This window comes from Paenibacillus sp. NRS-1782 (assembly GCF_050467685.1).
Taxonomy (GTDB): Bacteria; Bacillota; Bacilli; order Paenibacillales; family Paenibacillaceae; genus Paenibacillus; species Paenibacillus terrae_A.
In genome coordinates this window covers 159,160-181,921 of the sequence record NZ_JBITPH010000051.1, presented here as the reverse complement: position 1 = coordinate 181,921, position 22,762 = coordinate 159,160, and the positions used below count along the sequence as shown (strand labels likewise).

The window sequence follows — 22,762 nt, the reverse complement described above, 5'->3', positions numbered from 1 at the left end:
TACTCGTCAAGCGAAAGAAGCAAAGGGAGCGTGACAGCCATTGAATTTTTACTCCAGGATCAAATTGCTCGGTCTTTTGCTTGTTTTTCTTATTTGTTGTATCGGTAACGCCAAGCATGTGCATGCAGCGCTGCCTTCACAAGCTTCTCTGGAATTATTCGGTTCCCATGCAGTGAAGAAGCCTCAAGAAAACATGATCCCCGACTTGAAGGTGTATCCAGGGGGTCAGACGATCGGGGTCAAAGTAAAATCTTCAGGAGTGCTTGTCGTTGGTCATCATGTCATTCAGGAAAGTATGGACCGCAAGGTGTCACCTGGGGAGACTGCTGGGATTCGTCTCGGTGACCGGATCACACATATGAATGGCAAACCGCTGGATAGTCTGACCAGGGTAGCGGAGGCTGTAGAGGAAGCAGGCAGGAACAAAAAGCCGCTCGACATCACGCTTTGCCGAGGGGAGCAGACGATTTCCACCAAGCTAACACCAGCTTATGATCGTGATGACAAAGCATGGCGGCTTGGACTGTATATTAGGGACTCGGCTGCGGGTGTCGGCACCTTGACCTTTTACGCACCGGATCAGGGGGTATACGGGGCCTTGGGGCACGTGATTACCGACATGAATACCCAGACCCCCATTGTTGTGGGGAGCGGGGAAATAGTGCAATCCAATGTGACGTCAATTGCGAAAAGTCAAAGTGGTGAACCTGGGGAAAAACGCGCACATTTTCTCAAGGATCATCGGGTATTAGGTAATATTGAACGAAACACGAACTTCGGGATTTTTGGGAAGATGTCAGATGAGCCGCAATATGGTTTGTATTCAAAGCCGATTCCTGTGGCACTTGCGAATGAAGTAAAGGAAGGACCCGCAGAAATTTTAACTGTATTGGAAGGTCAGCAGATTCAGCGGTTTCAGGCAGAGGTCGTACACATTTCTCAACAGGATAAACCGGCAACCAAAGGGCTTGTTATTCGTATCGTAGATCCAAAGCTGTTGGATAAGACCGGGGGAATTGTACAAGGGATGAGCGGAAGCCCAATTATTCAGAATGGCAAGCTCATCGGGGCTGTGACGCATGTATTTGTTAACGATCCGAAATCAGGCTATGGCTGCTTTATTGAATGGATGCTGCGCGATGCAGGAATCATGCAGAATAACGTAAGCTTGAAATCATCCTCTAATCTTAAGGCGAGCTAGTGGCCTTAAGATTTTTTTGTCGAAATGACAAGAATAAGCTCAGAATAGCAAGTTAAAGAATTAATTATAATGGAAACCATAAAAAAAATAAATAAAAATAATTTTCGACAGAAGGAATTCATAATTCGATGTCGAAATCATATACTCCGACAAGAAATATTTATTTGCTGTAAGCTGATGTCCCAACTGAATAACACTCAATAAGGAGGAAGTACATTGCAAAAAATTGAGGTATTGTTGGCCGATGACAACCGGGAATTTACGAATCTGCTTGCCGAATATATTTCCGATCAGGAGGATATGGAAGTTACAGGAATTGCCTATAATGGTGAAGAAGTGCTCCAACACATCGCAGAATCCCGCAACGTACCTGATGTACTTATTTTAGATATTATCATGCCTCATCTGGATGGTCTCGGCGTATTAGAGCGCTTGAGAGAAATGAACCTGTCTCCTCAGCCGAAAATCATTATGCTGACTGCATTCGGTCAAGAAAATATTACGCAAAGGGCCGTACAACTCGGGGCATCTTATTATATTTTGAAGCCGTTTGACATGGAAGTGCTTGCCAACCGTGTTCGTCAATTGGTGGGACCACAATTAGTCAGCAGCAGTCCGGTGACCGTTTCTTCCATGCGATCTAATGTGGTGCCAATGGGTAAAACGAAAAACCTGGATGCCAGTATTACGGCCATTATCCATGAAATCGGCGTGCCAGCTCACATTAAGGGCTATCAATATTTACGCGAAGCCATCACCATGGTGTACAATAATATCGAAATTTTGGGTGCCATCACCAAAACATTATATCCCGCAATCGCCGAAAAATTTAAAACGACGGCATCCCGCGTGGAACGCGCCATTCGTCATGCCATCGAGGTAGCATGGACACGTGGCAACATCGACAGTATCTCTCACCTGTTCGGCTACACTATCAATATCTCCAAATCCAAGCCGACCAACTCAGAGTTTATTGCGATGGTAGCTGACAAGCTTCGGATTGAGAATAAGGTGTCCTGAACGTTGGTGTAACGCGGAAAATCGGACGTGAGTAGAACGGTTGTTCACGATAATTTATCGGTCGTTCCACCGAAGATTCCGATAAACTTTCGCTCGTTATTCCGATAAACCTGTCCGCAATTGGATTAAACTTACGCGCATATTTACAGGAAATTTTGCTGAAACTAATACTAACTTAATGAAATACAAATGTTTGAACAACGCTCACTCTTTTGAGGTGGGCGTTTTTGTACTCGCAGTGTGAATAGATTAAGCTTCTACTGGAGATGGATGAAGCTCTACGCAGAGATGTACCAGCCGGATATCTCCGTGCAACATACAAAATATTCACCGGTAAATTCGATTCTTAACGATTAGTAGGAGGAATAACGCATGAAAAACCGCTACATATAGCTGGCCATATTCGCTTATGCCGATGAAGGCATCTCGGTCAGCTTCCCGGCTTGCCTGGCGCATTCACCTGAGGGGATACCGATGAAGAAGCGCTGTATATGGCGAAGGATTGCCTCGCATTGCACCTCTACGGAATGGAAGCGGATGGTGACGATATTCCGGAAGTATCACGACTGGTAAGCATCAAAACAGAGGCGAATCAATCCGTTGTGTTGATTGACGTATGGATGCCGTAGGAACGGAGAGGTAGATCGGACTCACTCGCGCGATAATGCGTAGGTGGGTCCGGTTTTCTTTTAAAACATAGGAAAAATATACTAGATTATGGGCTGGTTACATAGTAAAATATGTCTATATTAATCGAGAGGATGTATTTAATGGAGGAATTAAGTAGTTATGAAGTTGTAGAGACAAAGCAGACCGCGCCACTAAATAAGCTTGCATTAATAGCGACGATACTGGCAGGCGTAGCGGTTGTTGCAGCGATCATGCTGTTTGTTGTAAATAACAGTCTAAAGGCGCAGATAGCTTCGTTGAAAACGGAAAATACAGCACTAGCGAAATCGGTGGATGACGTTAAAGCAGCGCAGGAAGCAAACGCGCAGGAAATTGCAACGTATAAGTCTGTCGCTTACATGACAGAAGCGGCCCACGTTATCGAGGGTTCCGTAGTAACCGACGATTTCGTGGTAGATCGGATATACTTCAACCAAACAGGCCGCGACGAACTTGATAGTGTAACTATGGACGTTACTAATCAACCATCGATGGCGTTGGCGTATAAAGGAAAAGGTGCGTACACTGTTGGAGATCGAGAGTTAAGAGCAAAGGCTGACAGTCTTATTGCGGCGGCCAAAAAGTATTACGGTGACGCGCCAGGTTTGCCGAAATGGATGGATTCTACAGTCATTAACCTATCCGTTCAAAACTACGATATTGGCAACTTCGCTGACGGTGAGTTTAAGCTGGTAGGGGAGCAGTAATAACGATCAGGACGTATCTATGGGATAAGACTAGAAAAAGTGGAAAAAAAGAACCCATAACCGTAGTGACATGTCTACACACTTGGTCCACTTAACTAAGGCGGCAAATGGGTTGAACAAGGTTGAGGTTTTACTGAAGATACTAGGTGATAAGAAAATTAAGGGGAGCGTGCTTTCTAGATACACCTTTATATGGAGTCAGCCAATTTTCCTTTTGGAAACAGTTCTGAAAAATATCTTTAAGTTGATATAAACAATGTGTCGATTCATGTCGATATAATATTTACTATAAAGAGTTTGAGGAGCGAATGTATGAAATTTAACATCCGAGCAAAATTGTTATTGGGTTTTCTTGCAGTAATTGCTTTATTGATCATAATTAGTTTGGTATCCATCTCAAAAATGAAAAACTTGGGTGACACTTCGATGGAAATTGATAGCCACTGGATGCCCAGTGTGACTATCCTGGGAACGATAAACGGTGATATATCTGATGTAGAACGGCTTTCCCTGAATATTATTGTAGAACGCGATCCGGCAGAGGTGGAGAAGGTTCAGGAGGAATACGATAAGGTTTTGAAAAAAATCGAGAGCAGCCGGAAAACATATGAAAAATTAATTGCTACTCCTAAAGAACGTGAAATGTATGATGATTTCTCCAAAAAATATGCAGATTATCTGAATATGTTGCCAGAGGTTATTGAAGCAGGGAAAGCTAACGATTATGTTCAATCCAGCATTCTTCATAAAGATTCCTATGCACTATGGGATAGCGCGAACAATATGATCTTTCAGCTCATCAAGCTGAACTCAGATGGCTCAAAACAGATTACACAAGAAGGCGTTGACAATTTTATCTCAGGCAGACAAATAGTCATCGTTTTGAGTATTGCGGCCATTGTATTGGCATTCATCATGGCACTCATCATCGCCCAAATTATTTCTAAACCCATTTTGCGGATCAGCCGCGCTGCTGAAAGCATTGCATCGGGTGATCTTACAGGTGAAGCTATCGTCGTGAAGGGTAAGGATGAGATTAGCACGTTGGCACATTCCTTTAATACGATGGTTGAAAACCTTCGCCAATTAATCCAATCGGTTAGTAAGACGACTGAAATGGTAACCACATCCTCAGAGGAATTGACGGCCAGCGCAGAGCAAAATAGCCAAGCTTCTGCACAAATAACCGAAACGGTACAAGAAGTAGCTACAGGAACGGGCGAACAGGTGGATATGGTGACCAAGTCGTCCCAAGCTATTGAGGAAATGTCTATCGGAGTTGAACAAATTGCCATCCGTGCGCAAAATGTATTTGCATCTGCTCAGGATGCGGCACACAAATCAGCCGAAGGTAACCAATTGATTCAACAGGCTGTTACGCAGATGAACGCTGTAAATCACTCTATGGAGGGATTGGCTGGTCTGATGGCTGGTTTGGGAGAGCGTTCAGATGAAATTGGCAAGATCATTGATGTAATCACCAATATTTCAAGTCAGACCAACCTTCTTGCTCTGAACGCTGCGATTGAAGCGGCCCGCGCAGGAGAACACGGTCGCGGATTTGCTGTAGTTGCGGGTGAAGTGCGCAAGTTGGCAGAACAATCGGCTCATTCTGCTCAACAAATTACGGAACTTGTTGGTTTGATTCAAAAAGATACTGCCCATGCGATCGAGGCTGTAGCGTCCAATGGAAAAGATGTCATGACAGGTCGGGAAGTCGTGCAGAATGCAGGGGCTTCTTTTGAACTGATTCAGGAAACCGTTAATAAAGTAGCGAGTGAGATTGAAGAGGTATCCGCTGGATCAGAGCAAATGTCTGCAAGTACGGATGAAGTTGTTGGCTTTGTCAAACAGATTTCAGCCATTGCCGAGGAAGCCGCAGCAGGAACACAACATGTGTCTGCTGCAACACAAGAGCAACTGGCATCCATGGAGGAAATTGCTTCAGCTGCAAGAAACTTATCTACCATGGCAGAGGACCTGCAAGGACAAATCGGCAAATTCAAAGTGTAACTCAGATCAACATAGATCAAGCTGGGATTCAACTGAGACAGTGTGTGTAATAACACGCTGTTTCTTTTTATTTTGAGGCAATCCAATACGGAACCTTAAAAGTTTACATAACCTTGGAATCCAAAGAAATATTCTGTTTTAAGCGAAGTGCAGTATTTTAGCTTGCTCCATGATTGTTTATCTTGATGCTATCGTGGGAGATAACTGTAGTTGGCGAGATTGGTAGGATGGTACTAATTAACCCAAAAGCCAGAACGAGATGAACAATTAGAGAATTTTTCATCATTACCTTCCTCCTTAATAATACTTTCGTACTCGTTTTTTTGTTCTGCGGTAGCAAATTTTTTGTTTAATTCAAACATAGTAACACATTGCTTGAAGTCACTGTCATTATTCATGATAATGGCTAATCTTAGGGAATGCAAAGTGCAATTAAGTCCTTGATGCATTCTTTCATTTTTAAAATTATAGATGGCAAGCTCATGTAGGAATGAAAAATAATAAGTTCTGTGTGTCTTGTCACTAAGTTTATTGAATTTAGAAATTTGTTCTCTAAATTCCTCCAATAATTCGTCCACAAAAAAATCATAATTATTCGCTGATTCTAAAATCGTAAGTAGCCCCGCTAGTATTTCATCAGGATGTTCTTTTAAATATTGTATGTAACGGGGAATTACAGATCTTTTGTTCGTAAGTATATCAAGTGTATACATATTACCTTCTGCCCAAAGCTTAAACTGTTCAACTTGTTTCTGATTTTTTTTATCCATACCTTTCATCCAACTAAGATCGTTATACTTATAGATGTAAGCTTTAGCTTCTTTGTACTTTTTTTGCTTTTGTAAGGCAAGAGATTTCATCAGATAACTATATCCGTAATAAAAAACAAAAGGATGATCCGTTACAAGTGGTTCAGCCTTCTTCTTGATTTCTAGTCTACGTATTTTATCATTGTATGCAGCTTTTACAACGATTTGGAATTCATCAGCGTATACCTCGACTTCATCCCATTTATGCTGATTAAACGATGTACCTGTCAGTTTATAATAACCATCTAATTGATAGTTTACAGGTAAACGGTTACGAAAAGGCGCAAACCGTATCGCTGCTTCACGGTTCTTTTCCAAATTCTGACCAAGTGCAGCACGAAAAAGCCTATAGTGACTAATGGCTAAACGCTCTGAATGCTGATATTTCTCATTTTCCACTATGCATTCATAGAAAGGAACAGCTTCCTTCGGTTTATCTGCATTATGTAATTCCTCCGCGATTTCAAATACCAGCTCAAGCTGGTTTAAATCTTCCAGCATACGGGATAGAACGACGATTATGCAGTCCGTAAGGCCAATCTCTACGCAACGCAATAAAAAGGGTTTAATTCGACTACGATGTGGGCTTCCCGTAACAAAGCATTCTTCCACATACAACTCATATAGCCAGCCTTCTGGTTGTCCTAATGCGCTTGCAATGACATCTATATATCTTACCGATATGGGTTTAATTTTATCCACATTCAGTAACGTGCTGAGATAACTTACCGTTACTCCAGACAGATCAGCAAAGCTTCTCAGGGTGTATCCTTTTTGCTGCAAGCAGGTGCGTATTTCCGAACGAATCGCGATAGCTCCTTCCATGGATAGAGACTCCCTTCTTCCAACTTCAGAATGCAACTGAAACAATATCCTCCTGATTTTCATATGTGCAAAGTGATTATATATGCCGAATTGAACATCTGTAAATTATGTCCAAAAATTGAAGGGTGTTAACCAGTATCCTATCATTCCAAATTTTAGTATAAGCATGATAGTGTAAAGCTATGTTAAGCATTATAAGTATAAGTACAACAATACATAAACAGAAAAGGTGAGTCTTTTGAATAACAATAAACATCCTGTAACTGATTTTGGATGGGCGATTAAGCAGAAGTTGGTTGAAAGGCATATGGATCAACAAGCCTTTTGCGAGACTTACCAAATTCCCACGTCCCGTATATCGAATCTAATCCATGGAACCCGCAAAGCTAAGCGATATAGGCGATTAGTTTCTGAATTGCTCGGTATTGATGATACATTTACGAAATAGGCGTTCAAGTATGATTCATGTTATATATGAAGGAGGAATGCTGAATGACAGGGAAATTACACAAGCTTAAAGTACGTTCCCATTCTCATCATTGCATATTCTGTAATAGTAGAGAGTCAATCGTTCTGTATAGAGGAATTGTGATTTGTGCCGAATGCTATCTGAAAGTCACTAAAAAACCTCCTGTAGTGCAAACTCCAAAGAAAATTGGGAAGGATTAAAAGGTAGACCAATAACCGAATATATGCTAATATATTGATAATTATGGTAAATGATACTTTTTGAATAGGTCATCCTCTCGGGGGTGACTGTTTTTGTTTGTATTTTTCAAATTTTTGACAAGTATTGGGAGACAGTATGATGAATTGGAATGTTGGCTGCTGTATTAGCACTAGGTATGATCAATGTAAGTGATGATATAAAGTCATACTCAAAGGAGAACGATTTTCGTAGAGGGGGATATTATCGTTTTTCAGAAGGATGATGTACAATTTGTATAAAGGCGACTTACCTAGCTTGCTTAATTTCCCGTTAAGAGGTGAGTCGGATGTTGTACCGGAGGGTATGATTTTTGTGTTGGGAGACAATCGGATGAACAGCACAGACAGTCGTTTTCTGGGATTTATTTCAACAAATAAGGTGATAGGCAAGGTTATTGCACTGTACGGGATTCCGTTAGACGAAACAGAATAAAGCCTGTACTTGTACGAGGAAGTGGAAGCAAACCTAACGATTATAAAACAAAGGCGGGGATGAAGGCATGTGGAATAGTCTAACTTGGGTGATCGTCGGCGTGTTGTTGGTGGCGTTGGGTTGGATTGTTATGGCATGGCGTGGTCGCAGCAGCAAAAAACAAGTGAATGGACAGCGGAACAGCAATGTCGTTGAATTTCGTCCTCGTAAGCCTGCCCGACAATTCCGGACCGGAAGCGTGTCCAAATCTAAGGTATCTTCGGATTCCCGCGCGAATACAAATGCAGCTAGTATTCAAGTCCAATCTGGATATGGACTGTCTGACTCTATCCAGGGCACGGGCAAGCAAAAATGCTCCTTTTGTAAAAAAGAAGACAAATTAACCTTTTACGCAGATGACAATGGTTCGCTGTACGGGGTATGCAAGGATTGCAAGCACAAGGCGGAACGACAGGACATGCTGCCACTGTAGCCGATGCAGATGATACGGAAACGGCAGAGTATTTTGAACAGCATAATAATCCCCAACCGTGACTTCAACGGCGGGGATTTTTTGTTATATCAACATATTTATCAAAGCTGTCTGTCGAGCAGTTCCTCCAGCGCCTCTGCGATCCACTTCGACAAGCACATGCACGCCTTCAGGCTCCAACTGCATAATTAGCTCCAGTTTCTCGATATAATGAAAGCCGTCGGATACCTTGACCCGAGCGATGCAGCAGGTGGAAGTGGTTTTCTTGTCATCGTGCTCTTCGATATATTCTGTTTTGAGTTCGATGTCAATTTTGCCGATTCCTGCGCTTGCCAAGATCTTGTTGAAAAAACTCTGCTGGTTGTCGTGCCTTTATCGCAGCCTGATGGCAAATTTTCCGTGCTAATCGCAGTTCACTTTATGGGGTGGTATAAAGCAATTACGGCAACGTGGCTCATACGCCTCTGAGTCGCCGATCATTACAATAGGCCCTACAGTGGAAGGCTTTCCGTTCACCATACGCTGGGTATATACAGCTTCCGAGCTTCCACATACGGCACAAAAGGAAGCTAGCTTTTCGATGTCATCTGCCATGGCGAGTAAACCGCCGACATATCCGAATTCCTTACCCCGGTAGTCCAAATTGAGTCCATCTGCAATGACATGCTTGCCACAGTAGGCTAACTCCTCCACCAACGTCATGATATGACGACTGAAAAACTGTACTTCATCAAAGGCGACCACATCGGCATCCTTCGTTTCTTCCAAAATCCGCTGTACGAGCTCATCTGTGAGTTTTTTTGGAATGGAGATGGCAGGCAGCCGATATCCGATGCGGCTTACAATTTCGTCCTTGGCGTAGCGATTATCCTCAGCTGGTTTGTAAGCGACCACCTTGCGGTGTCCGTATTGAATTAATTTTTGACAGCGGCGAATGAGTTCGCCGGATTTTTCGCTAAACATGGGGCCTGTAATGATCGTAATTTGTCCTGTATGCAACGCGAATTCCCCTCTCTGTAACATGCGCATAACGCTGTGAATCTATTATTCCCGAAAGAAAAGGCCATTATAGATTACCATAATGTGCAGCAAACAGACTAGGGAAAATATATTGTATTTCGACATGTTATTGTATATCTGTTCTTGGAACGTAAAAGTGGATGTCATTGCTCTGTTGCCGTGAGCATGATAAGGTGAAGTGTAGTGGAATAAAGGGAAGAGGGGACAGGCATGGACCAAAAAGATACGGATTATAGTGCCAAAAAAGAAGCATTGCTGGAGCAAGGCTTGGTAAGCCCACAGGCTCAGGAGTTGATCACGGAGCTGGAGACAGAGCTTGATCTTCTGCGCAAGCAAAATGAATCGTTTCGCAAAGCACTACGGGCCAAATCAGCCCAAACGCCGAGGATGTCTACCAAGTTACGGGACGCCTTGTATGAATAATATATGTCAGATGCCGCGAGCGGGTTGCTAGACGGCCCGTGGTCTATGCATAAACACTATATTTTGTACAGTGAAATAAAGAGAGTACAATAAGCTATATATAATCAATGTTAATGGAGGAGAAGTATGACTATACATTGTGATGTTGCCATTTTGGGCGGAGGAACCGGGGGATATGTGGCAGCCATTCGTGCAGCCCAGCTCGGCAAGGAAGTCGTTATTATTGAAAAGGACAAGCTAGGTGGAACCTGTCTGCATCGTGGATGTATCCCGAGCAAGGCTTTGCTGCGTAGTGCAGAGGTATATGCGACGATTAAGGAAAGTACGCAATATGGCATTGAGACCTCGGGAGCGCAGCTTGTTTTCCCTAAGGTGCAGGAGCGCAAGGAAGCCGTTGTGGAGCAGCTACATCAGGGCGTGCAATTTTTGATGCGTAAAAATAAAATTACGATGCTGAGCGGCAAAGGGCGCGTGATTGGGCCGTCTATTTTCTCACCAAAAAGCGGTGCAGTTGCCGTGGAGCTGGAAGATGGCGAGATGGAGACGGTTGTTTCTGCCCATCTTATTATTGCAACGGGATCACGCCCGCGTGCACTGCCCGGATTGGAGCCGGATGGCGAATTTATTTTGAGCAGTGACGAAGCGTTGATGATGGAAGAACTGCCCGCTTCCCTGATTATCGTAGGTGGTGGCGTTATTGGCGTGGAATGGGCTTCCATGCTGAACGATTTTGGCGTGGAGGTTACGGTGGTCGAGGCGGCGAATCGGCTTATTCCAACCGAGGACGAGGATGTTTCGCGTGAAATGCAGCGCCTGTTAACCAAGCGTGGAGTCAAGGTTCTGACGGGCTCGCAAGTGCTGGCTGAAACGTACGGTAAGGATGAGGAAGGCGTACAGATTGACGTACAAAAAGGGGAAGAAATCGAAACCCTCAGCGCCTCCAAGCTGCTTATTTCGGTGGGGCGTCAGGCGAATGTGGAAAATATCGGGCTGGAAAATACGGATATCCGAGTAGAGCGTGGCTTTATATCGGTTAACGAGCATTTGCAGACGAATGAGCCGCATATTTATGCGATCGGGGATTGCATCGGAGGCTTACAACTGGCGCATGCGGCGAGCCATGAAGGGCTGCTGGCGGTCCATCATCTGTCCGGCGAAGTGGTTCACAGTGTACCGAATCATCTGATTCCGCGTTGTATTTATACACGTCCTGAGGCAGCCAGTGTCGGCTTGACAGAGCAAGAAGCCCGTGAGCGTGGACATCAGGTGAAGACAGGGAAGTTCCCTTTTCAAGCTATCGGAAAATCGCTGGTGTACGGTAGCCGGGATGGATTTGTCAAAGTGGTTGCCGACGAGAAAACGAATGATATTCTCGGTGTACATATGATCGGTACACATGTAACGGATCTCATCAGCGAGGCGGCTCTTGCGCAGCTGTTGGATGCTACGCCGTGGGAAGTCGGACAGCTGGCTCATCCGCATCCAACATTGTCGGAGATTTTGGGAGAAGCGATGCTGGCGGTTGATGGACAGGCAATAGGGATATAATTTTATCTTAATAAATCGGTGCTTTTCTTTTTGGGGAGAAAAGGATTATAATGGGGTTAGCCAGAGTTTAGTACCAGGTTTTAAGACAAGATGGTACTAGGTGCTGGTAGTAGGATGTTTGACACTTAAGGAGGTGCCTCAATGAGTTCAAAAGGCGCTGTAGACGCTGGCTTCAGACATGAACAGCTGGGACTGACTCACGGACAAGTTATTGACATGTACAGATATATGCTGCTCGCAAGAAGATTTGACGAGCGGAACATGCTCCTGCAACGGGCAGGGAAAATTAATTTTCACGTTTCCGGCATTGGGCAGGAGGCGGCACAAGTAGGTGCGGCTTTTGCACTGGACCGGGAGAAGGACTATTTTCTTCCCTATTATCGGGATTACGGATTCGTACTTGCGGTCGGTATGACGCCACGCGAACTGATGCTGTCGCAATTTGCCAAGGCGGATGATCCCAACAGCGGTGGCCGACAGATGCCCGGTCATTTCGGCAGTAAACGGCTGCGTATTGTGACAGGCTCCAGTCCGGTGACGACGCAGGTTCCACACGCAGTGGGTGTAGCGCTGGCTGCCAAGATGCAGAAGAAGGATTTTGTATCGTTCGTTACATTTGGTGAAGGCTCCAGCAACCAGGGGGATTTTCACGAAGGCTGTAACTTTGCAGGTGTGCAGAAGCTCCCAGTCATCATTATGTGTGAAAACAATCAATATGCGATATCAGTTCCGATTCATAAGCAAATGGCAGGTAAGGTGAGCGACCGTGCTTTGGGATACGGATTCCCTGGGATTCGGGTCGATGGTAACGATGCGCTGGCAGTGTATGCAGTCGTCAAGGAAGCGCGTGAACGTGCTATTCGTGGCGAGGGGCCAACGCTTATTGAAGCGATGATGTACCGCCTGTCTCCTCACTCCACCTCGGATAATGATCTGGCTTACCGGACCAAAGAGGAAGTGGATGAGAACTGGGCCAAGGACGGCGTAGCCCGTATGAAAAATTATTTGCTGGATTGCGGCATTTGGGATGAGGCCAAGGATGCGGATTTGTCGGCTGAGCTGCTGCTCGAGGTCAAGGAAGCGATTGAATATGCGGATAAAGCGCCTTTTCCGAAGCCCGAAGATACGCTACTGCATGTTTATGCTGACAGCGATGGGGAGGGCCAGTAATTATGGCGGTTATGGAATATATTGATGCGATTCGTCTTGCCATGAAGGAAGAAATGGAGAAGGATGAAACGGTTTTTGTGTTAGGTGAGGATGTTGGTGTTAAGGGTGGTGTCTTTACGACCACCAAGGGTCTTATGGATCAATTTGGTGAGCAGCGTGTCATGGATACGCCATTGGCAGAGTCGGCTATTGCCGGAGTTGCGATTGGTGCGGCCATGTACGGAATGAAGCCAATTGCCGAAATGCAATACTCGGACTTCATGCTTCCGGCAACCAATCAGATTATTAGTGAAGCAGCTAAAATTCGCTATCGCTCTAACAACGATTGGAGCTGCCCTATTGTAATCCGTGCGCCTATCGGTGGGGGGATCTTTGGCGGATTGTATCACTCACAGTGTCCGGAATCTATCTTTTTTGGTACACCAGGTCTGAAAATTGTAGCGCCTTTTACACCTTATGACGCCAAAGGATTACTGAAGGCAGCCATTCGTGACCCTGATCCGGTGCTGTTTTTTGAAAACAAAAAATCCTACAAGCTCATCAAGGGTGAAGTACCTGATGATGATTACATTGTTCCGATTGGTAAAGCCAATTTACTGCGTGAAGGTGACGATATCACGGTCATCGGGTACAGCCAACCGCTACATTTTGTTATGCAGGCTGCTGAGGAGCTGGAGAAGGAAGAGGGTATTACCGCACATGTTGTGGATTTGCGCACACTCCAGCCCTTAGACCGTCAGGCCATTATTGAAGCTGCAAAGCATACAGGCAAGGTACTCATCGTGCATGAAGACAACAAAACGGGCGGCATCGGTGCCGAGGTATCCGCTATTATTAATGAGGAATGTCTGTTCGAGCTGGATGCGCCGATTGAGCGCCTGTGCGCTCCAGACGTGCCTGCCATGCCGATCAGCCCGCCGATGGAGAAGTTTTATATGTTGAACAAGGATAAGGTTAAGGAAGCGATGCGCCGTCTTGCAATGTATTAATATAGAGCGGATTGGACGAAAGCATTCCAAAAGTGTAGCGGGGGTTGCGGTAAAATGTGCCCTCCTATGATGTTAAGGAGTTGAAAAAATGTCAGACCAAAAACAATGGACCGACGTGACCATGCCCCAATTGGCAGAATCGCTTGTATCGGCGACAATTGCAAAATGGCTGAAACAACCTGGCGAAACGGTGGAGCAATTCGAACCGATTTGCGAGGTCATTACAGATAAAGTGAACGCTGAAATTCCATCCACATTGGACGGAATTATGGGTGATCTGTTAGCTGAGGAAGGTCAGACGGTAGCCGTTGGAGAATTGATATGCCGTATTCAGACGAAGTCGGTTGCACCTATGGCATCAACTGGAGCGACTCCCGTTGCGCCAGCACCTCAAGGCAACGCACAAGCACAAGTACAAGTACAATCCCAACAGGGTGCTGCCTCAGATCAATCCATGCGAGGTCGGTTTTCTCCGGCGGTGCAAACACTGGCTGCTCAGCACAGCATAGACCTGAATCGGGTGACAGGCACAGGCATGGGTGGACGAATTACTCGCAAAGATGTGCTGAGTTATGTACAACAGGGTGGTTCCGCTCAGGCAGGGGGAGTATCCGAACAGCCAACTGCAACGACACCAGCGCAAGGCTCTCCTTTTGCCGGAAGGCAGCAGTCTGCTGTTCAGCAAAGTACACCGATTCAAAATATGGACCCTGCAATTCCGGTGCGCAACAGCGGCATTCATTTGACGGAAGCTCCGAAAGCTCCTGTGATCGAAGTTGAGGGTGGCAACAATAACAGATCGGAGTATTTTATCGACGTTACACCGATTCGCAGTGCGATTGCCCGCAATATGCGGCAAAGTGTCTCTGAAATTCCACATGCCTGGACGATGATTGAGGTGGATGTAACCAATCTGGTGATGCTCCGCAACAAGATCAAAAATGAGTTCAAGCAAAAAGAAGGCATTAACATTACGTACCTGGCTTTCCTCATGAAAGCGGTCGTGAATGCCATCAAGGAATATCCGATCATGAATTCGGTATGGGCTGTAGACAAAATTATCGTCAAAAGAGATATCAACATTTCGCTGGCTGTGGGTACAGAGGACGCAGTTCTTACACCTGTTATTAAAAAAGCGGATCAGAAAAACATTGCTGGACTGGCGCGTGAAATTGAAGATTTAGCACGTAAAACACGTGAAGGTACGCTCAAGCTGGACGATATGCAGGGCGGGACGTTCACTGTGAACAACACGGGCTCCTTTGGTTCAATACTGTCATATCCGGTGATTAACTATCCGCAGGCTGCGATTCTGACCTTTGAATCCATCGTTAAAAGACCAGTGGTGATTGATGATATGATCGCGGTTCGCTCAATGGCTAACCTGTGTCTGTCGCTGGATCATCGCATTTTGGATGGTGTGATTTGCGGACGATTCCTGCAACGGATCAAAGAAAACCTGGAAGGCTACACCTTGGATACGAAGCTGTACTAATCATCCGAACAGTTGGGTAAATGGACGGAGAGGAAGTGACAGGCCGTGAACAGACGACCGCTGGATGTAACCTATACGAATAGGATGGAGTACGCCCATGCATGGGATATCCAGAAGGATATTGTAGGGAAGCTGGATGCGGGGGAGGCGAGAGAAACACTTATGCTTCTCCAGCACCCGCCAACCTACACGATTGGCTCTCAGCGGCATCCTGAGCATTTGCTTCTCACTCCGCAGCAGTTGAAGGCTCAGGGAATCAGCGTTTTTCAGATTGACCGTGGGGGAGACATTACATATCATGGTCCGGGGCAACTGGTCGGATATCCCCTGCTTATGCTGGGCAACCAGAAGGCACTTGACCTGCACGGATACCTCAGGAGTCTGGAAGAGGTGATCATTCGGTTGTTGACTTCCCATGGTATTGAAGGAAGTCGCAAGCCTGAATACACAGGGGTATGGGTCGGGAATCTTAAAATCGCGGCCATAGGAGTCAAATTCAACAAATGTAAGCACCGTCGGGGCTTTGTGACCAGTCATGGTTTTGCCTTCAATATCAAATCAGGGATACAGCATGAGGGCTTTCAGGGTATCGTTCCATGCGGAATTCAGGAATATGGAGTAACTTCATTGGAGGACTGCACACAGCAGACTTTTTCAGTGGAGCAGATTGCGAAGGAGATTGTACCTTACTTTGAGGAGCAATTTTCATTTGCGGCGGAATGGCAAAGTCATTCCCTCCTATAAAGCAAAGGCGGGTTATTCTGTGATGTACACGGAAGCCCGCCTGTTTTCTTGTGCCACAGCTTGTCCGCCTACAGTCTCCATGGAGCACTGGGATGGGAGGATATCTGGAGCGGCGCAATCCATTATAGTGGCATAATCAACGGCTCAATCACCATGAACAGCGTAGAGCCAATCATCGCGGCGAGCATAATGTAGACGAAAAAACGAACCCATTTTTTGTTCTGCATGTGTAACTCCTTTAGGATAGGTTTAAGTCAGATATAAGACTATCTATCCGTATTGTAGCGTAAACGGGAAAGAGAGGGAAGTTCAATGACAGCAAAAGTAGTGAAAGACCGAATCGTACAAGAATTTATGGAACTCGTACAGGTGGATAGCGAAACCAAGCACGAGCAGGAAATATCGCGTGTTCTGAAAGAAAAATTCAATGAACTTGGGCTGGAGGTAATAGAAGATGATTCGCGCGAAAAAACCGGACATGGTTCGGGTAATCTGATCGTAACCTGGAAAGCGGAAGGCGCGGAGCAAGCACCTAAATTGTTTTTTACCTGCCACATGGATACCGTTACACCAGGCAAAGGCATAAAGCCGCAGCTGGGTGAGGATGGCTGGATTCGCAGTGACGGTTCAACCATTTTGGGGGCAGACGATAAGGCAGGGATCGCCGCTTTGTTCGAGGCGATTCGTGTCGTGCGTGAGCAGAAAATTCCCCATGGACAAATTCAGTTTGTGATTACGGCAGGTGAGGAGTCCGGTCTGTTCGGCGCACGGGCAATGAAACCGGAATTGCTGGATGCGGACTTTGGGTATGCATTGGATTCCAATGGTGAAGTAGGCTCCATTTGTGTGGCTGCGCCAACGCAGGCTCGTATTGAAATGAAAATTACTGGAAAATCTGCTCATGCGGGTGTAAATCCCGAAGATGGCATCAGTGCCATTCAAGTAGCCTCCAAGGCCATTTCCAACATGAAGCTGGGACGGATTGATAAGGAAACGACTGCTAACATCGGCAGCTTCGAGGGCGGCGGAGCAACGAATGTTGTATGCGATTTTGTGCTGATCCGGGCAGAGGCACGCAGTATTGTGCAGGAGAAGGTTCATCATCAAATCCAGCATATGCGTGAAGCATTGGAAACTACCGCGTGTGAATTTGGTGCACAAGGAGAATTCCGTAGCGAAGTTATTTATCCGGCATTCAGCTTCACAGAGCATGATGAAATTGTGCAGGTTGCGCAGCGTGCTATACAAGGGCTGGGACTGGCAACGCCGACCTTCCATTCCGGTGGTGGCTCGGATGCCAATGTATTCAACGGACTGGGAATTCCCACGGTGAATCTGGCTGTTGGCTACCAGAACATTCATACGACACAGGAAAAAATCAAGGCAGATGATCTGGTGAAGGTTGCCGAAGTGGTCGTAGCTCTTATCCAAGAGGCGACGAAGTAAGACTGGCGCGATACACATAAGGTTCAGGCTAAAGACAGGGGTAGCGTTCCCTTGTCTTTAGACCTGAACCTTTTTTGGAACCATGAGCGAGGCGATCGTGGTAGCGGAGTCGTGTTCTTTTTGCCATTGCCGCAGTAGGGCTTGAATCTGCCAGGCTTTGCCGACAATATGGAGAGTGGTTTCGGTACGGTAGCTTTTCATTGGCGAATCTCCTTTGAACAGGGAAATTTGTTATAATACCACCATATGTCCGAAGTGGACAAGTTAGACTAAAGCTGGCGATGGATAATGAAGAGATAAATGATGAAGGAGGCAACATGCTGATGAACAATCATAAGAAAGATCCAGTGAACGAACAGGTGAACAACCCAGACCGCAAGCCTTATTCCAATCCTGCGTTGGAGGAAAAAACGGTATCCACGCAGCCCATTTTTGAAGGAAAGGTGATTACGTTACAGGTGGATACGGTAGAGCTTCCCGACGGCTCCACGGGTAAGCGTGAAATCGTGAAGCATCCGGGGGCGGTGGCCGTGTTGGCGCTGCATGAGGGGAAAATGCTGGTCGTGGATCAGTACAGACAGGCGATGGGCCGCTGTGAGGTGGAAATCCCGGCAGGCAAGCTGGAGAAGGGCGAAGATCCAATGGAAGCGGCGGGACGCGAGCTGAGAGAAGAGACAGGCTATACTGCCAAGTCGCTGAAGCTGCTACATTCCTTCTATACTTCCCCCGGATTTGCGGATGAAATCATTCATCTGTATGTGGCTGAAGAACTGGAACTGGGAGAAATGGAACTGGATGAGGATGAGTTTCTGGAGCTGTTTGAGGTGACGCTGGAGGAAGCACAGGCACTCATTCGCGAAGGTCGGATTAGTGACGCCAAAACGATTCTGGCCGTCTATGCGTGGCAGCTTCACCAACACACAGGGAGCTTCTAAGCGGTATGAATGGAAATACGGTGGAACTTACAGATTACTATGCTGATCTCCATATTCATATCGGCAGAACGGAAAAGGGAGATCCGGTCAAAATTAGCGGCAGTCGGGACCTGACTTTTGCCAAAATTGCCAAGGAAGCATCTGGTCGCAAGGGGATCGGACTGATCGGTATCATTGACTGCCATGCCCCGAACGTGCAGGAGGATATCCACGCTTATTTGCAAACAGGTGAAATGGCGGAAATCAGGGGTGGCGGTATCGCGTACCGGGATACGGTTGTGCTACTGGGAACGGAGTTGGAGATTCGGGCGGAAGGTCGTCCCGAGGCGCACATCCTGGCCTATTTTCCCAATTTGGCGGCGATGGAGGATTTTACGCAATGGATGGCTCGGCACATGAAAAATGTTAATCTCAGCTCGCAGCGTATCTATGCCCCCCCACGCGAGCTACAGCAGCAAATTTACGGCCGTGGAGGCATAATGGTGCCAGCGCATGTGTTCACCCCTCATAAGGGCATATACGGCAGCTCTGCGGCCCGTATGGAGGAACTGCTGGATATGCAGCTCATTAGCGGGGTGGAGCTGGGGTTAAGTGCGGATTCGTCTATGGCCGGATTGATATCGGAGCTGGACCGTTTCAGCTTCCTGACCAATTCGGATGCCCATTCGCTCGGCAAAATTGGACGGGAGTATAACAAATTATCCATAGCAAAGCCAAGCTTTGATGAATTCAGAATGGCTTTGGAGCGCCGGGAGGGACGACGGGTGTCTGCTAATTACGGATTAAATCCGAAGCTGGGCAAGTACCATCGTTCCTACTGTCAAAGCTGCGGTACGATTATGGACGAGCAAGAGATGGCGGACGAACGCTGCCCTGCCTGTGGTCATACCAAGCTGGTGCGGGGCGTACTGGATCGGATATGGAGTATTGCTGACCGTGAGCAGCCCGTGATTCCATCGCATCGTCCACCTTACATTTACCAGATTCCGCTGGAGTTTATCCCCGGTCTGGGCAAAGCCAAGCTGAACCATCTGCTGAATGCGTTCGGAACAGAAATGAATATTTTACATGAGGTCACACAGGAACAATTGGCGGCGGTTGTCGGAGAAGTGTTGGCAGAGCAAATTGTCCTTTCCCGGGAGGGACGACTTTCCCTCGTCTCCGGTGGTGGCGGAACCTACGGCAAAATAGCCAAGTCTTAGTAAAGTCTTGTCCGCATAAAGTCATGTCCTATTAAAGTCATATCGGCGTCTGCTTGTTCATAACCATTAAATATCTATGCCGTTGGCTTGGCACATCACTCGTGAATCTTCTTTTGCAGCGCAAGCTGCCCCGAACCCTAGCCATCAGCCGTCGGATTACGGTTGTTTTTTGGACAAACAAGCAGATGAAAGGGGCAGGACGCCGATGCAATGGTTTCGTCATACGTTAAAGGACCAGACGCCGTATTATGTATTTTTGGCCGTGCTGTTTCTGGTAGGAGTCGTCTTTGGTGCACTGATGGTCAACGCGCTCTCGCTGGAGCAGCTTCAGGATTTGTCGCGTTATCTGAAGGATTTTTTTGTGACGGTTAATCAAAATGAGCAGGGCTTTGCTGGTTCGCAAGCGACCTCAACCTTTTGGGATAGTGTGTCTCTACATCTGAAATGGGTCGGTTTAATCTGGGTATGTGGTCTTTCGGTCATCGGTCTTCCCGGCATTCTCGTACTGAATTTCCTCAAGGGTGTGTTGATCGGATTTTCGGTAGGGTATATGGTAGGACAATATTCGTGGAAGGGGCTGTTATTTTCCCTCGTCTCCGTGGCTCCTCACAATTTAATCGTCATTCCGGTACTGCTCGTGTGCAGTGTGGCTGCGATGACCTTTTCCATTCATATGATCAAAACTAAAATACTCGCTACACGGCCATCTGACGGAATGCTGCGTCCGTTGCTGTCCTACGCAGGGCTGACCGCTGCAATGATGTTGCTCCTCATTGGAAGCGCGTCCTTTGAAACTTGGGTCACCCCGGTTATGATGCAGTGGGTTACTCCCATGCTGACTGCTTCCGTGTCTCCTTGACTCCGTTTCAAAATGTTTGACTTTATTTGTATAGACCCCCTATAATAATAGGAGTGAAAAAAAGTGTAGTGGGCAGTAGCTTTTGCAGGGGGAGGGAGACACATGGAAGCACGGATCGAAAAAATTAAGCAGCAGTTGCAATCCCAGGGCTACAAACTAACGCCTCAGCGGGAAGCCACCGTCAGAGTTTTACTTGAGAACGAAGATGATCATCTGAGTGCGGAAGATGTATTTATGCTCGTTAAAGAGAAAGCTCCCGAAATCGGTCTGGCAACCGTATACCGTACCCTAGAACTGCTAAGTGAACTGCACGTCGTGGAGAAAATCAATTTTGGTGATGGCGTTGCGCGTTATGACCTGCGTGGCGATACGACCAAGCATCACCACCACCATTTGATATGTGTGCAGTGTGGCAGTGTGGATGAAATACTGGAGGATTGGCTTGGACCGCTGGAAGAGCGTCTGGAACGGGAATATAACTTTACCGTAGTGGACCACCGTTTGGACTTTCACGGTATTTGTTATCGTTGCAAGGCTAAGAACGATACGACCGCTCAGAAATTTTTGGGTAAAACCAAGAAAAACAAATCTCAGGATTAATAAGCTGACAACCCAAGCTCTCACCGGCGAAGACGCGTTCGGGGAGAGCTTTTTTGGTTCAGAATCCGCTATACGAGATTAAGCAGTATAAAAATGAACAGCTTGTCATACCCTTCCATATAGAGCCTTAATAGGGCTATAATCTGGAAAAAAGGCGGCTGATTTACATGGTACTATCGTTGCGGAGAGGACTGAAATGGCTGCGTCTGGTCATACTGTTCGGGGCTTTGGCATGTATGTTCTACTATAGCCTTGGGTTGTTCAGGGATTGGATTACACCTGTGGATCATTACCGTATACCGGAAGGACATGCAGTCAAGGTATTCGGCGGGCAGGAATTATCCGACGTATCCGAGCATAAGACGGCAGTGTCGGAGCGTCTACGTTTCTTTTACTGGTATGGAGAATAGTCCATGTAGACGCTGAGACCCATCTGACTGAACCGTTGTATGCAGGACAAGGAGACTTCTGGAACTCATGAAAATGTATATTCAACCTTTTGTTCGATATATGGAAGACGAAAAGGGCTTGTCGCCCAGCACATTGGAAGCGTATCATCGGGACGTGCAGCAGTTTGTCGAGTTCGCTGAAAGCTGCGGCATTGAGCAGCCGGACAATATTCAACGCTCCCATCTGGTGCTGTATTTGGGACGTTTGAAGGAACAGGGAAAAGCGGCAGCGACCATTTCGCGCAGCGTAGCCTCTATCCGCTCTTTTTTCCATTTTCTCATTCGGGAGGGAATTACGGGGCATGATCCTTCTGTCTTGCTGGAGCTGCCGAAGGCCAACAAAAAGATGCCTTCTGTGCTCACGCAGGATGAGATAGGGCGTCTGCTGGCAGCGCCGAATGTTTCCACTCCGCAAGGGGGACGGGACAAGGCGATGTTGGAACTGCTGTATGCGACAGGCATCCGTGTATCCGAGCTGATCGCCCTGAACGTGCGTGATGTACGCACTGACCTGCGTTTCGTTCACTGTGGCGGTGAGGTGGGGAAGGAGCGTGTCGTGCCGATCAGCCGTGAGGCATCGCAGTGGGCACAAGCGTACATGGACGAGCAGCGTGCGTTGTTGCTGCGGTCCGGGCAGGGTGAGGAGGCTCAGATAGAACAGGAAGCCTTGTTTCTCAATATGTCCGGTCAGCGTCTCAGCAGACAGAGTTTCTGGAAAATGATCAAGAAGTATGGTCAGGAAGCAGGTATAAGCGGGGATATTACACCGCATACCCTGCGGCATTCTTTTGCGGTACATATGCTGGAGGGCGGAGCGGATTTGCGCTCCGTACAGGAGATGCTAGGCCATGCCGATCTGTCCACGACGCAGGTTTATGCGCAGACAGCCAAGCGAAGTATGAAGGAAGTCTACGAAAAGCATCACCCGCACGGCGGCAATCGTCCGTCCAGCGACAGCAAGGATCGTATATGACGAACGATAACGGCAACTATAACTAACGATTGTACAAGACAGGAGAGATATT

At 46.7% G+C, this 22,762-nt stretch carries 25 protein-coding genes and 1 pseudogene; 21 read left to right on the top strand and 5 right to left on the bottom strand.

The genetic code is table 11. The annotated features are described in order from the left end of the window. The first annotated feature begins 40 nt into the window (after positions 1–40). The 5 genes from spoIVB to ACIFQM_RS20465 all read left to right on the top strand — a co-directional run bounded on the left by spoIVB (position 41) and on the right by ACIFQM_RS20465 (position 5,610). On the top strand, positions 41–1,201 hold the full coding sequence (gene spoIVB / locus ACIFQM_RS20485; protein WP_430042635.1) for a SpoIVB peptidase: 1,161 nt from the start codon (positions 41–43) through the stop codon (positions 1,199–1,201). A gap of 216 nt (positions 1,202–1,417) precedes the next feature. Next, complete coding sequence (spo0A, locus tag ACIFQM_RS20480; protein ID WP_283652305.1) at positions 1,418–2,221, top strand: sporulation transcription factor Spo0A; 804 nt, start codon at positions 1,418–1,420, stop codon at positions 2,219–2,221. A gap of 491 nt (positions 2,222–2,712) precedes the next feature. Further along, positions 2,713–2,850, top strand: a complete 138-nt coding sequence (locus tag ACIFQM_RS20475) for a type II toxin-antitoxin system HicB family antitoxin (RefSeq protein WP_430042636.1) — start codon at positions 2,713–2,715, stop codon at positions 2,848–2,850. A gap of 111 nt (positions 2,851–2,961) precedes the next feature. Then, positions 2,962–3,597, top strand: coding sequence for a hypothetical protein (locus ACIFQM_RS20470; RefSeq protein WP_430042638.1), 636 nt, complete (start codon positions 2,962–2,964; stop codon positions 3,595–3,597). A gap of 312 nt (positions 3,598–3,909) precedes the next feature. Then, complete coding sequence (locus ACIFQM_RS20465) at positions 3,910–5,610, top strand: methyl-accepting chemotaxis protein (RefSeq protein ID WP_430042640.1); 1,701 nt, start codon at positions 3,910–3,912, stop codon at positions 5,608–5,610. Between the two features lie 233 nt (positions 5,611–5,843). On the opposite strand, the gene ACIFQM_RS20460 is transcribed toward ACIFQM_RS20465, so the two are convergent. Next, the gene (locus ACIFQM_RS20460; RefSeq protein ID WP_430042642.1) at positions 5,844–7,244 is read right to left on the bottom strand and encodes a helix-turn-helix domain-containing protein; all 1,401 of its coding nucleotides are present in this window, start codon (positions 7,242–7,244) and stop codon (positions 5,844–5,846) included. Positions 7,245–7,482: 238 nt separating this feature from the next. On the opposite strand from ACIFQM_RS20460, the gene ACIFQM_RS20455 reads away from it, so the two are divergent. The 3 genes from ACIFQM_RS20455 (at position 7,483) to ACIFQM_RS20445 (ending at position 8,857) form a co-directional block, all read left to right on the top strand. Beyond that, positions 7,483–7,692 carry an XRE family transcriptional regulator gene (locus tag ACIFQM_RS20455; RefSeq protein ID WP_430042644.1) on the top strand — a complete coding sequence of 70 codons (210 nt, stop codon included), beginning with the start codon at positions 7,483–7,485 and terminating at the stop codon, positions 7,690–7,692. 492 nt (positions 7,693–8,184) lie between these two features. Further along, entirely contained in the window at positions 8,185–8,385 is a 201-nt protein-coding gene (lepB, locus tag ACIFQM_RS20450; protein ID WP_430046398.1) for a signal peptidase I, read from the top strand. A 67-nt stretch (positions 8,386–8,452) separates the two neighbouring features. Then, positions 8,453–8,857 carry a hypothetical protein gene (locus tag ACIFQM_RS20445; protein ID WP_430042648.1) on the top strand — a complete coding sequence of 135 codons (405 nt, stop codon included), beginning with the start codon at positions 8,453–8,455 and terminating at the stop codon, positions 8,855–8,857. 126 nt (positions 8,858–8,983) lie between these two features. On the opposite strand, the pseudogene ACIFQM_RS20440 reads toward ACIFQM_RS20445, so the two are convergent. Together ACIFQM_RS20440 and ACIFQM_RS20435 are read right to left on the bottom strand one after the other, a co-directional pair. Continuing rightward, positions 8,984–9,196, bottom strand: a pseudogene (locus ACIFQM_RS20440) (sporulation protein); the annotation flags it as partial. Between the two features lie 63 nt (positions 9,197–9,259). Next, on the bottom strand, positions 9,260–9,856 hold the full coding sequence (locus tag ACIFQM_RS20435; protein ID WP_430042649.1) for a thymidine kinase: 597 nt from the start codon (positions 9,854–9,856) through the stop codon (positions 9,260–9,262). A gap of 231 nt (positions 9,857–10,087) precedes the next feature. On the opposite strand from ACIFQM_RS20435, the gene ACIFQM_RS20430 reads away from it, so the two are divergent. From ACIFQM_RS20430 to lipB, 6 genes are all read left to right on the top strand, one after another. After that, positions 10,088–10,300, top strand: a complete 213-nt coding sequence (locus ACIFQM_RS20430) for a hypothetical protein (RefSeq protein ID WP_044647639.1) — start codon at positions 10,088–10,090, stop codon at positions 10,298–10,300. Positions 10,301–10,426: 126 nt separating this feature from the next. After that, the gene (gene lpdA, locus ACIFQM_RS20425) at positions 10,427–11,848 is read left to right on the top strand and encodes a dihydrolipoyl dehydrogenase (protein WP_430042650.1); all 1,422 of its coding nucleotides are present in this window, start codon (positions 10,427–10,429) and stop codon (positions 11,846–11,848) included. Between the two features lie 141 nt (positions 11,849–11,989). Continuing rightward, positions 11,990–13,018, top strand: a complete 1,029-nt coding sequence (locus ACIFQM_RS20420; RefSeq protein WP_430042652.1) for a thiamine pyrophosphate-dependent dehydrogenase E1 component subunit alpha — start codon at positions 11,990–11,992, stop codon at positions 13,016–13,018. A gap of 2 nt (positions 13,019–13,020) precedes the next feature. Beyond that, positions 13,021–14,007: an alpha-ketoacid dehydrogenase subunit beta gene (locus ACIFQM_RS20415; RefSeq protein WP_430042654.1), complete on the top strand. Its 987-nt coding sequence runs from the start codon at positions 13,021–13,023 to the stop codon at positions 14,005–14,007. A gap of 88 nt (positions 14,008–14,095) precedes the next feature. Continuing rightward, on the top strand, positions 14,096–15,502 hold the full coding sequence (locus tag ACIFQM_RS20410; RefSeq protein WP_430042656.1) for a dihydrolipoamide acetyltransferase family protein: 1,407 nt from the start codon (positions 14,096–14,098) through the stop codon (positions 15,500–15,502). 45 nt (positions 15,503–15,547) lie between these two features. Then, on the top strand, positions 15,548–16,246 hold the full coding sequence (gene lipB, locus ACIFQM_RS20405) for a lipoyl(octanoyl) transferase LipB (RefSeq protein WP_430042657.1): 699 nt from the start codon (positions 15,548–15,550) through the stop codon (positions 16,244–16,246). Positions 16,247–16,368: 122 nt separating this feature from the next. On the opposite strand, the gene prli42 is transcribed toward lipB, so the two are convergent. After that, positions 16,369–16,473: a stressosome-associated protein Prli42 gene (prli42, locus tag ACIFQM_RS20400; RefSeq protein ID WP_430042659.1), complete on the bottom strand. Its 105-nt coding sequence runs from the start codon at positions 16,471–16,473 to the stop codon at positions 16,369–16,371. 85 nt (positions 16,474–16,558) lie between these two features. Between prli42 and ACIFQM_RS20395 the strand changes: the two genes are divergently transcribed. Next, positions 16,559–17,692, top strand: coding sequence for a tripeptidase T (locus tag ACIFQM_RS20395; RefSeq protein ID WP_430042661.1), 1,134 nt, complete (start codon positions 16,559–16,561; stop codon positions 17,690–17,692). Between the two features lie 57 nt (positions 17,693–17,749). Here the strand turns inward: ACIFQM_RS20395 and mciZ are convergent, their stop codons facing one another. Beyond that, complete coding sequence (gene mciZ, locus ACIFQM_RS20390) at positions 17,750–17,893, bottom strand: Z-ring formation inhibitor MciZ (RefSeq protein ID WP_430042663.1); 144 nt, start codon at positions 17,891–17,893, stop codon at positions 17,750–17,752. 122 nt (positions 17,894–18,015) lie between these two features. Between mciZ and ACIFQM_RS20385 the strand changes: the two genes are divergently transcribed. The 6 genes from ACIFQM_RS20385 (at position 18,016) to xerD (ending at position 22,710) form a co-directional block, all read left to right on the top strand. Further along, entirely contained in the window at positions 18,016–18,627 is a 612-nt protein-coding gene (locus ACIFQM_RS20385) for an NUDIX hydrolase (protein WP_430042665.1), read from the top strand. A 5-nt stretch (positions 18,628–18,632) separates the two neighbouring features. Then, a complete protein-coding gene (locus tag ACIFQM_RS20380; RefSeq protein WP_430042668.1) occupies positions 18,633–19,829 on the top strand; it encodes an endonuclease Q family protein in 1,197 nt (398 codons plus the stop codon). Between the two features lie 205 nt (positions 19,830–20,034). Then, a complete protein-coding gene (spoIIM, locus tag ACIFQM_RS20375; protein WP_430042913.1) occupies positions 20,035–20,688 on the top strand; it encodes a stage II sporulation protein M in 654 nt (217 codons plus the stop codon). A gap of 102 nt (positions 20,689–20,790) precedes the next feature. Next, positions 20,791–21,288 (top strand): Fur family transcriptional regulator, encoded by a 498-nt coding sequence (locus ACIFQM_RS20370; protein WP_137063517.1) that lies wholly within the window; start codon positions 20,791–20,793, stop codon positions 21,286–21,288. 167 nt (positions 21,289–21,455) lie between these two features. Continuing rightward, the gene (locus ACIFQM_RS20365; protein ID WP_044647628.1) at positions 21,456–21,698 is read left to right on the top strand and encodes a YqzK family protein; all 243 of its coding nucleotides are present in this window, start codon (positions 21,456–21,458) and stop codon (positions 21,696–21,698) included. Between the two features lie 67 nt (positions 21,699–21,765). Further along, positions 21,766–22,710, top strand: coding sequence for a site-specific tyrosine recombinase XerD (gene xerD / locus ACIFQM_RS20360; RefSeq protein ID WP_430042670.1), 945 nt, complete (start codon positions 21,766–21,768; stop codon positions 22,708–22,710). Positions 22,711–22,762: the final 52 nt, after the last annotated feature.

Coding starts and splice junctions, on each gene's coding strand:
- ACIFQM_RS20475 (WP_430042636.1), top strand. CDS start 2,713: ATGGCGAAGGATTGCCTCGCATTGCACCTCTACGGAATGGAAGCGGAT.
- ACIFQM_RS20380 (WP_430042668.1), top strand. CDS start 18,633: ATGAATGGAAATACGGTGGAACTTACAGATTACTATGCTGATCTCCAT.
- ACIFQM_RS20410 (WP_430042656.1), top strand. CDS start 14,096: ATGTCAGACCAAAAACAATGGACCGACGTGACCATGCCCCAATTGGCA.
- ACIFQM_RS20395 (WP_430042661.1), top strand. CDS start 16,559: ATGACAGCAAAAGTAGTGAAAGACCGAATCGTACAAGAATTTATGGAA.
- ACIFQM_RS20445 (WP_430042648.1), top strand. CDS start 8,453: ATGTGGAATAGTCTAACTTGGGTGATCGTCGGCGTGTTGTTGGTGGCG.
- ACIFQM_RS20460 (WP_430042642.1), bottom strand. CDS start 7,244: ATGGAAGGAGCTATCGCGATTCGTTCGGAAATACGCACCTGCTTGCAG.
- lpdA (WP_430042650.1), top strand. CDS start 10,427: ATGACTATACATTGTGATGTTGCCATTTTGGGCGGAGGAACCGGGGGA.
- ACIFQM_RS20415 (WP_430042654.1), top strand. CDS start 13,021: ATGGCGGTTATGGAATATATTGATGCGATTCGTCTTGCCATGAAGGAA.
- mciZ (WP_430042663.1), bottom strand. CDS start 17,893: ATGAAAAGCTACCGTACCGAAACCACTCTCCATATTGTCGGCAAAGCC.
- ACIFQM_RS20365 (WP_044647628.1), top strand. CDS start 21,456: ATGGTACTATCGTTGCGGAGAGGACTGAAATGGCTGCGTCTGGTCATA.
- xerD (WP_430042670.1), top strand. CDS start 21,766: ATGAAAATGTATATTCAACCTTTTGTTCGATATATGGAAGACGAAAAG.
- ACIFQM_RS20470 (WP_430042638.1), top strand. CDS start 2,962: ATGTCTATATTAATCGAGAGGATGTATTTAATGGAGGAATTAAGTAGT.
- ACIFQM_RS20385 (WP_430042665.1), top strand. CDS start 18,016: ATGAACAATCATAAGAAAGATCCAGTGAACGAACAGGTGAACAACCCA.
- spoIIM (WP_430042913.1), top strand. CDS start 20,035: ATGCAATGGTTTCGTCATACGTTAAAGGACCAGACGCCGTATTATGTA.
- ACIFQM_RS20465 (WP_430042640.1), top strand. CDS start 3,910: ATGAAATTTAACATCCGAGCAAAATTGTTATTGGGTTTTCTTGCAGTA.
- ACIFQM_RS20420 (WP_430042652.1), top strand. CDS start 11,990: ATGAGTTCAAAAGGCGCTGTAGACGCTGGCTTCAGACATGAACAGCTG.
- ACIFQM_RS20370 (WP_137063517.1), top strand. CDS start 20,791: ATGGAAGCACGGATCGAAAAAATTAAGCAGCAGTTGCAATCCCAGGGC.
- ACIFQM_RS20430 (WP_044647639.1), top strand. CDS start 10,088: ATGGACCAAAAAGATACGGATTATAGTGCCAAAAAAGAAGCATTGCTG.
- prli42 (WP_430042659.1), bottom strand. CDS start 16,473: ATGCAGAACAAAAAATGGGTTCGTTTTTTCGTCTACATTATGCTCGCC.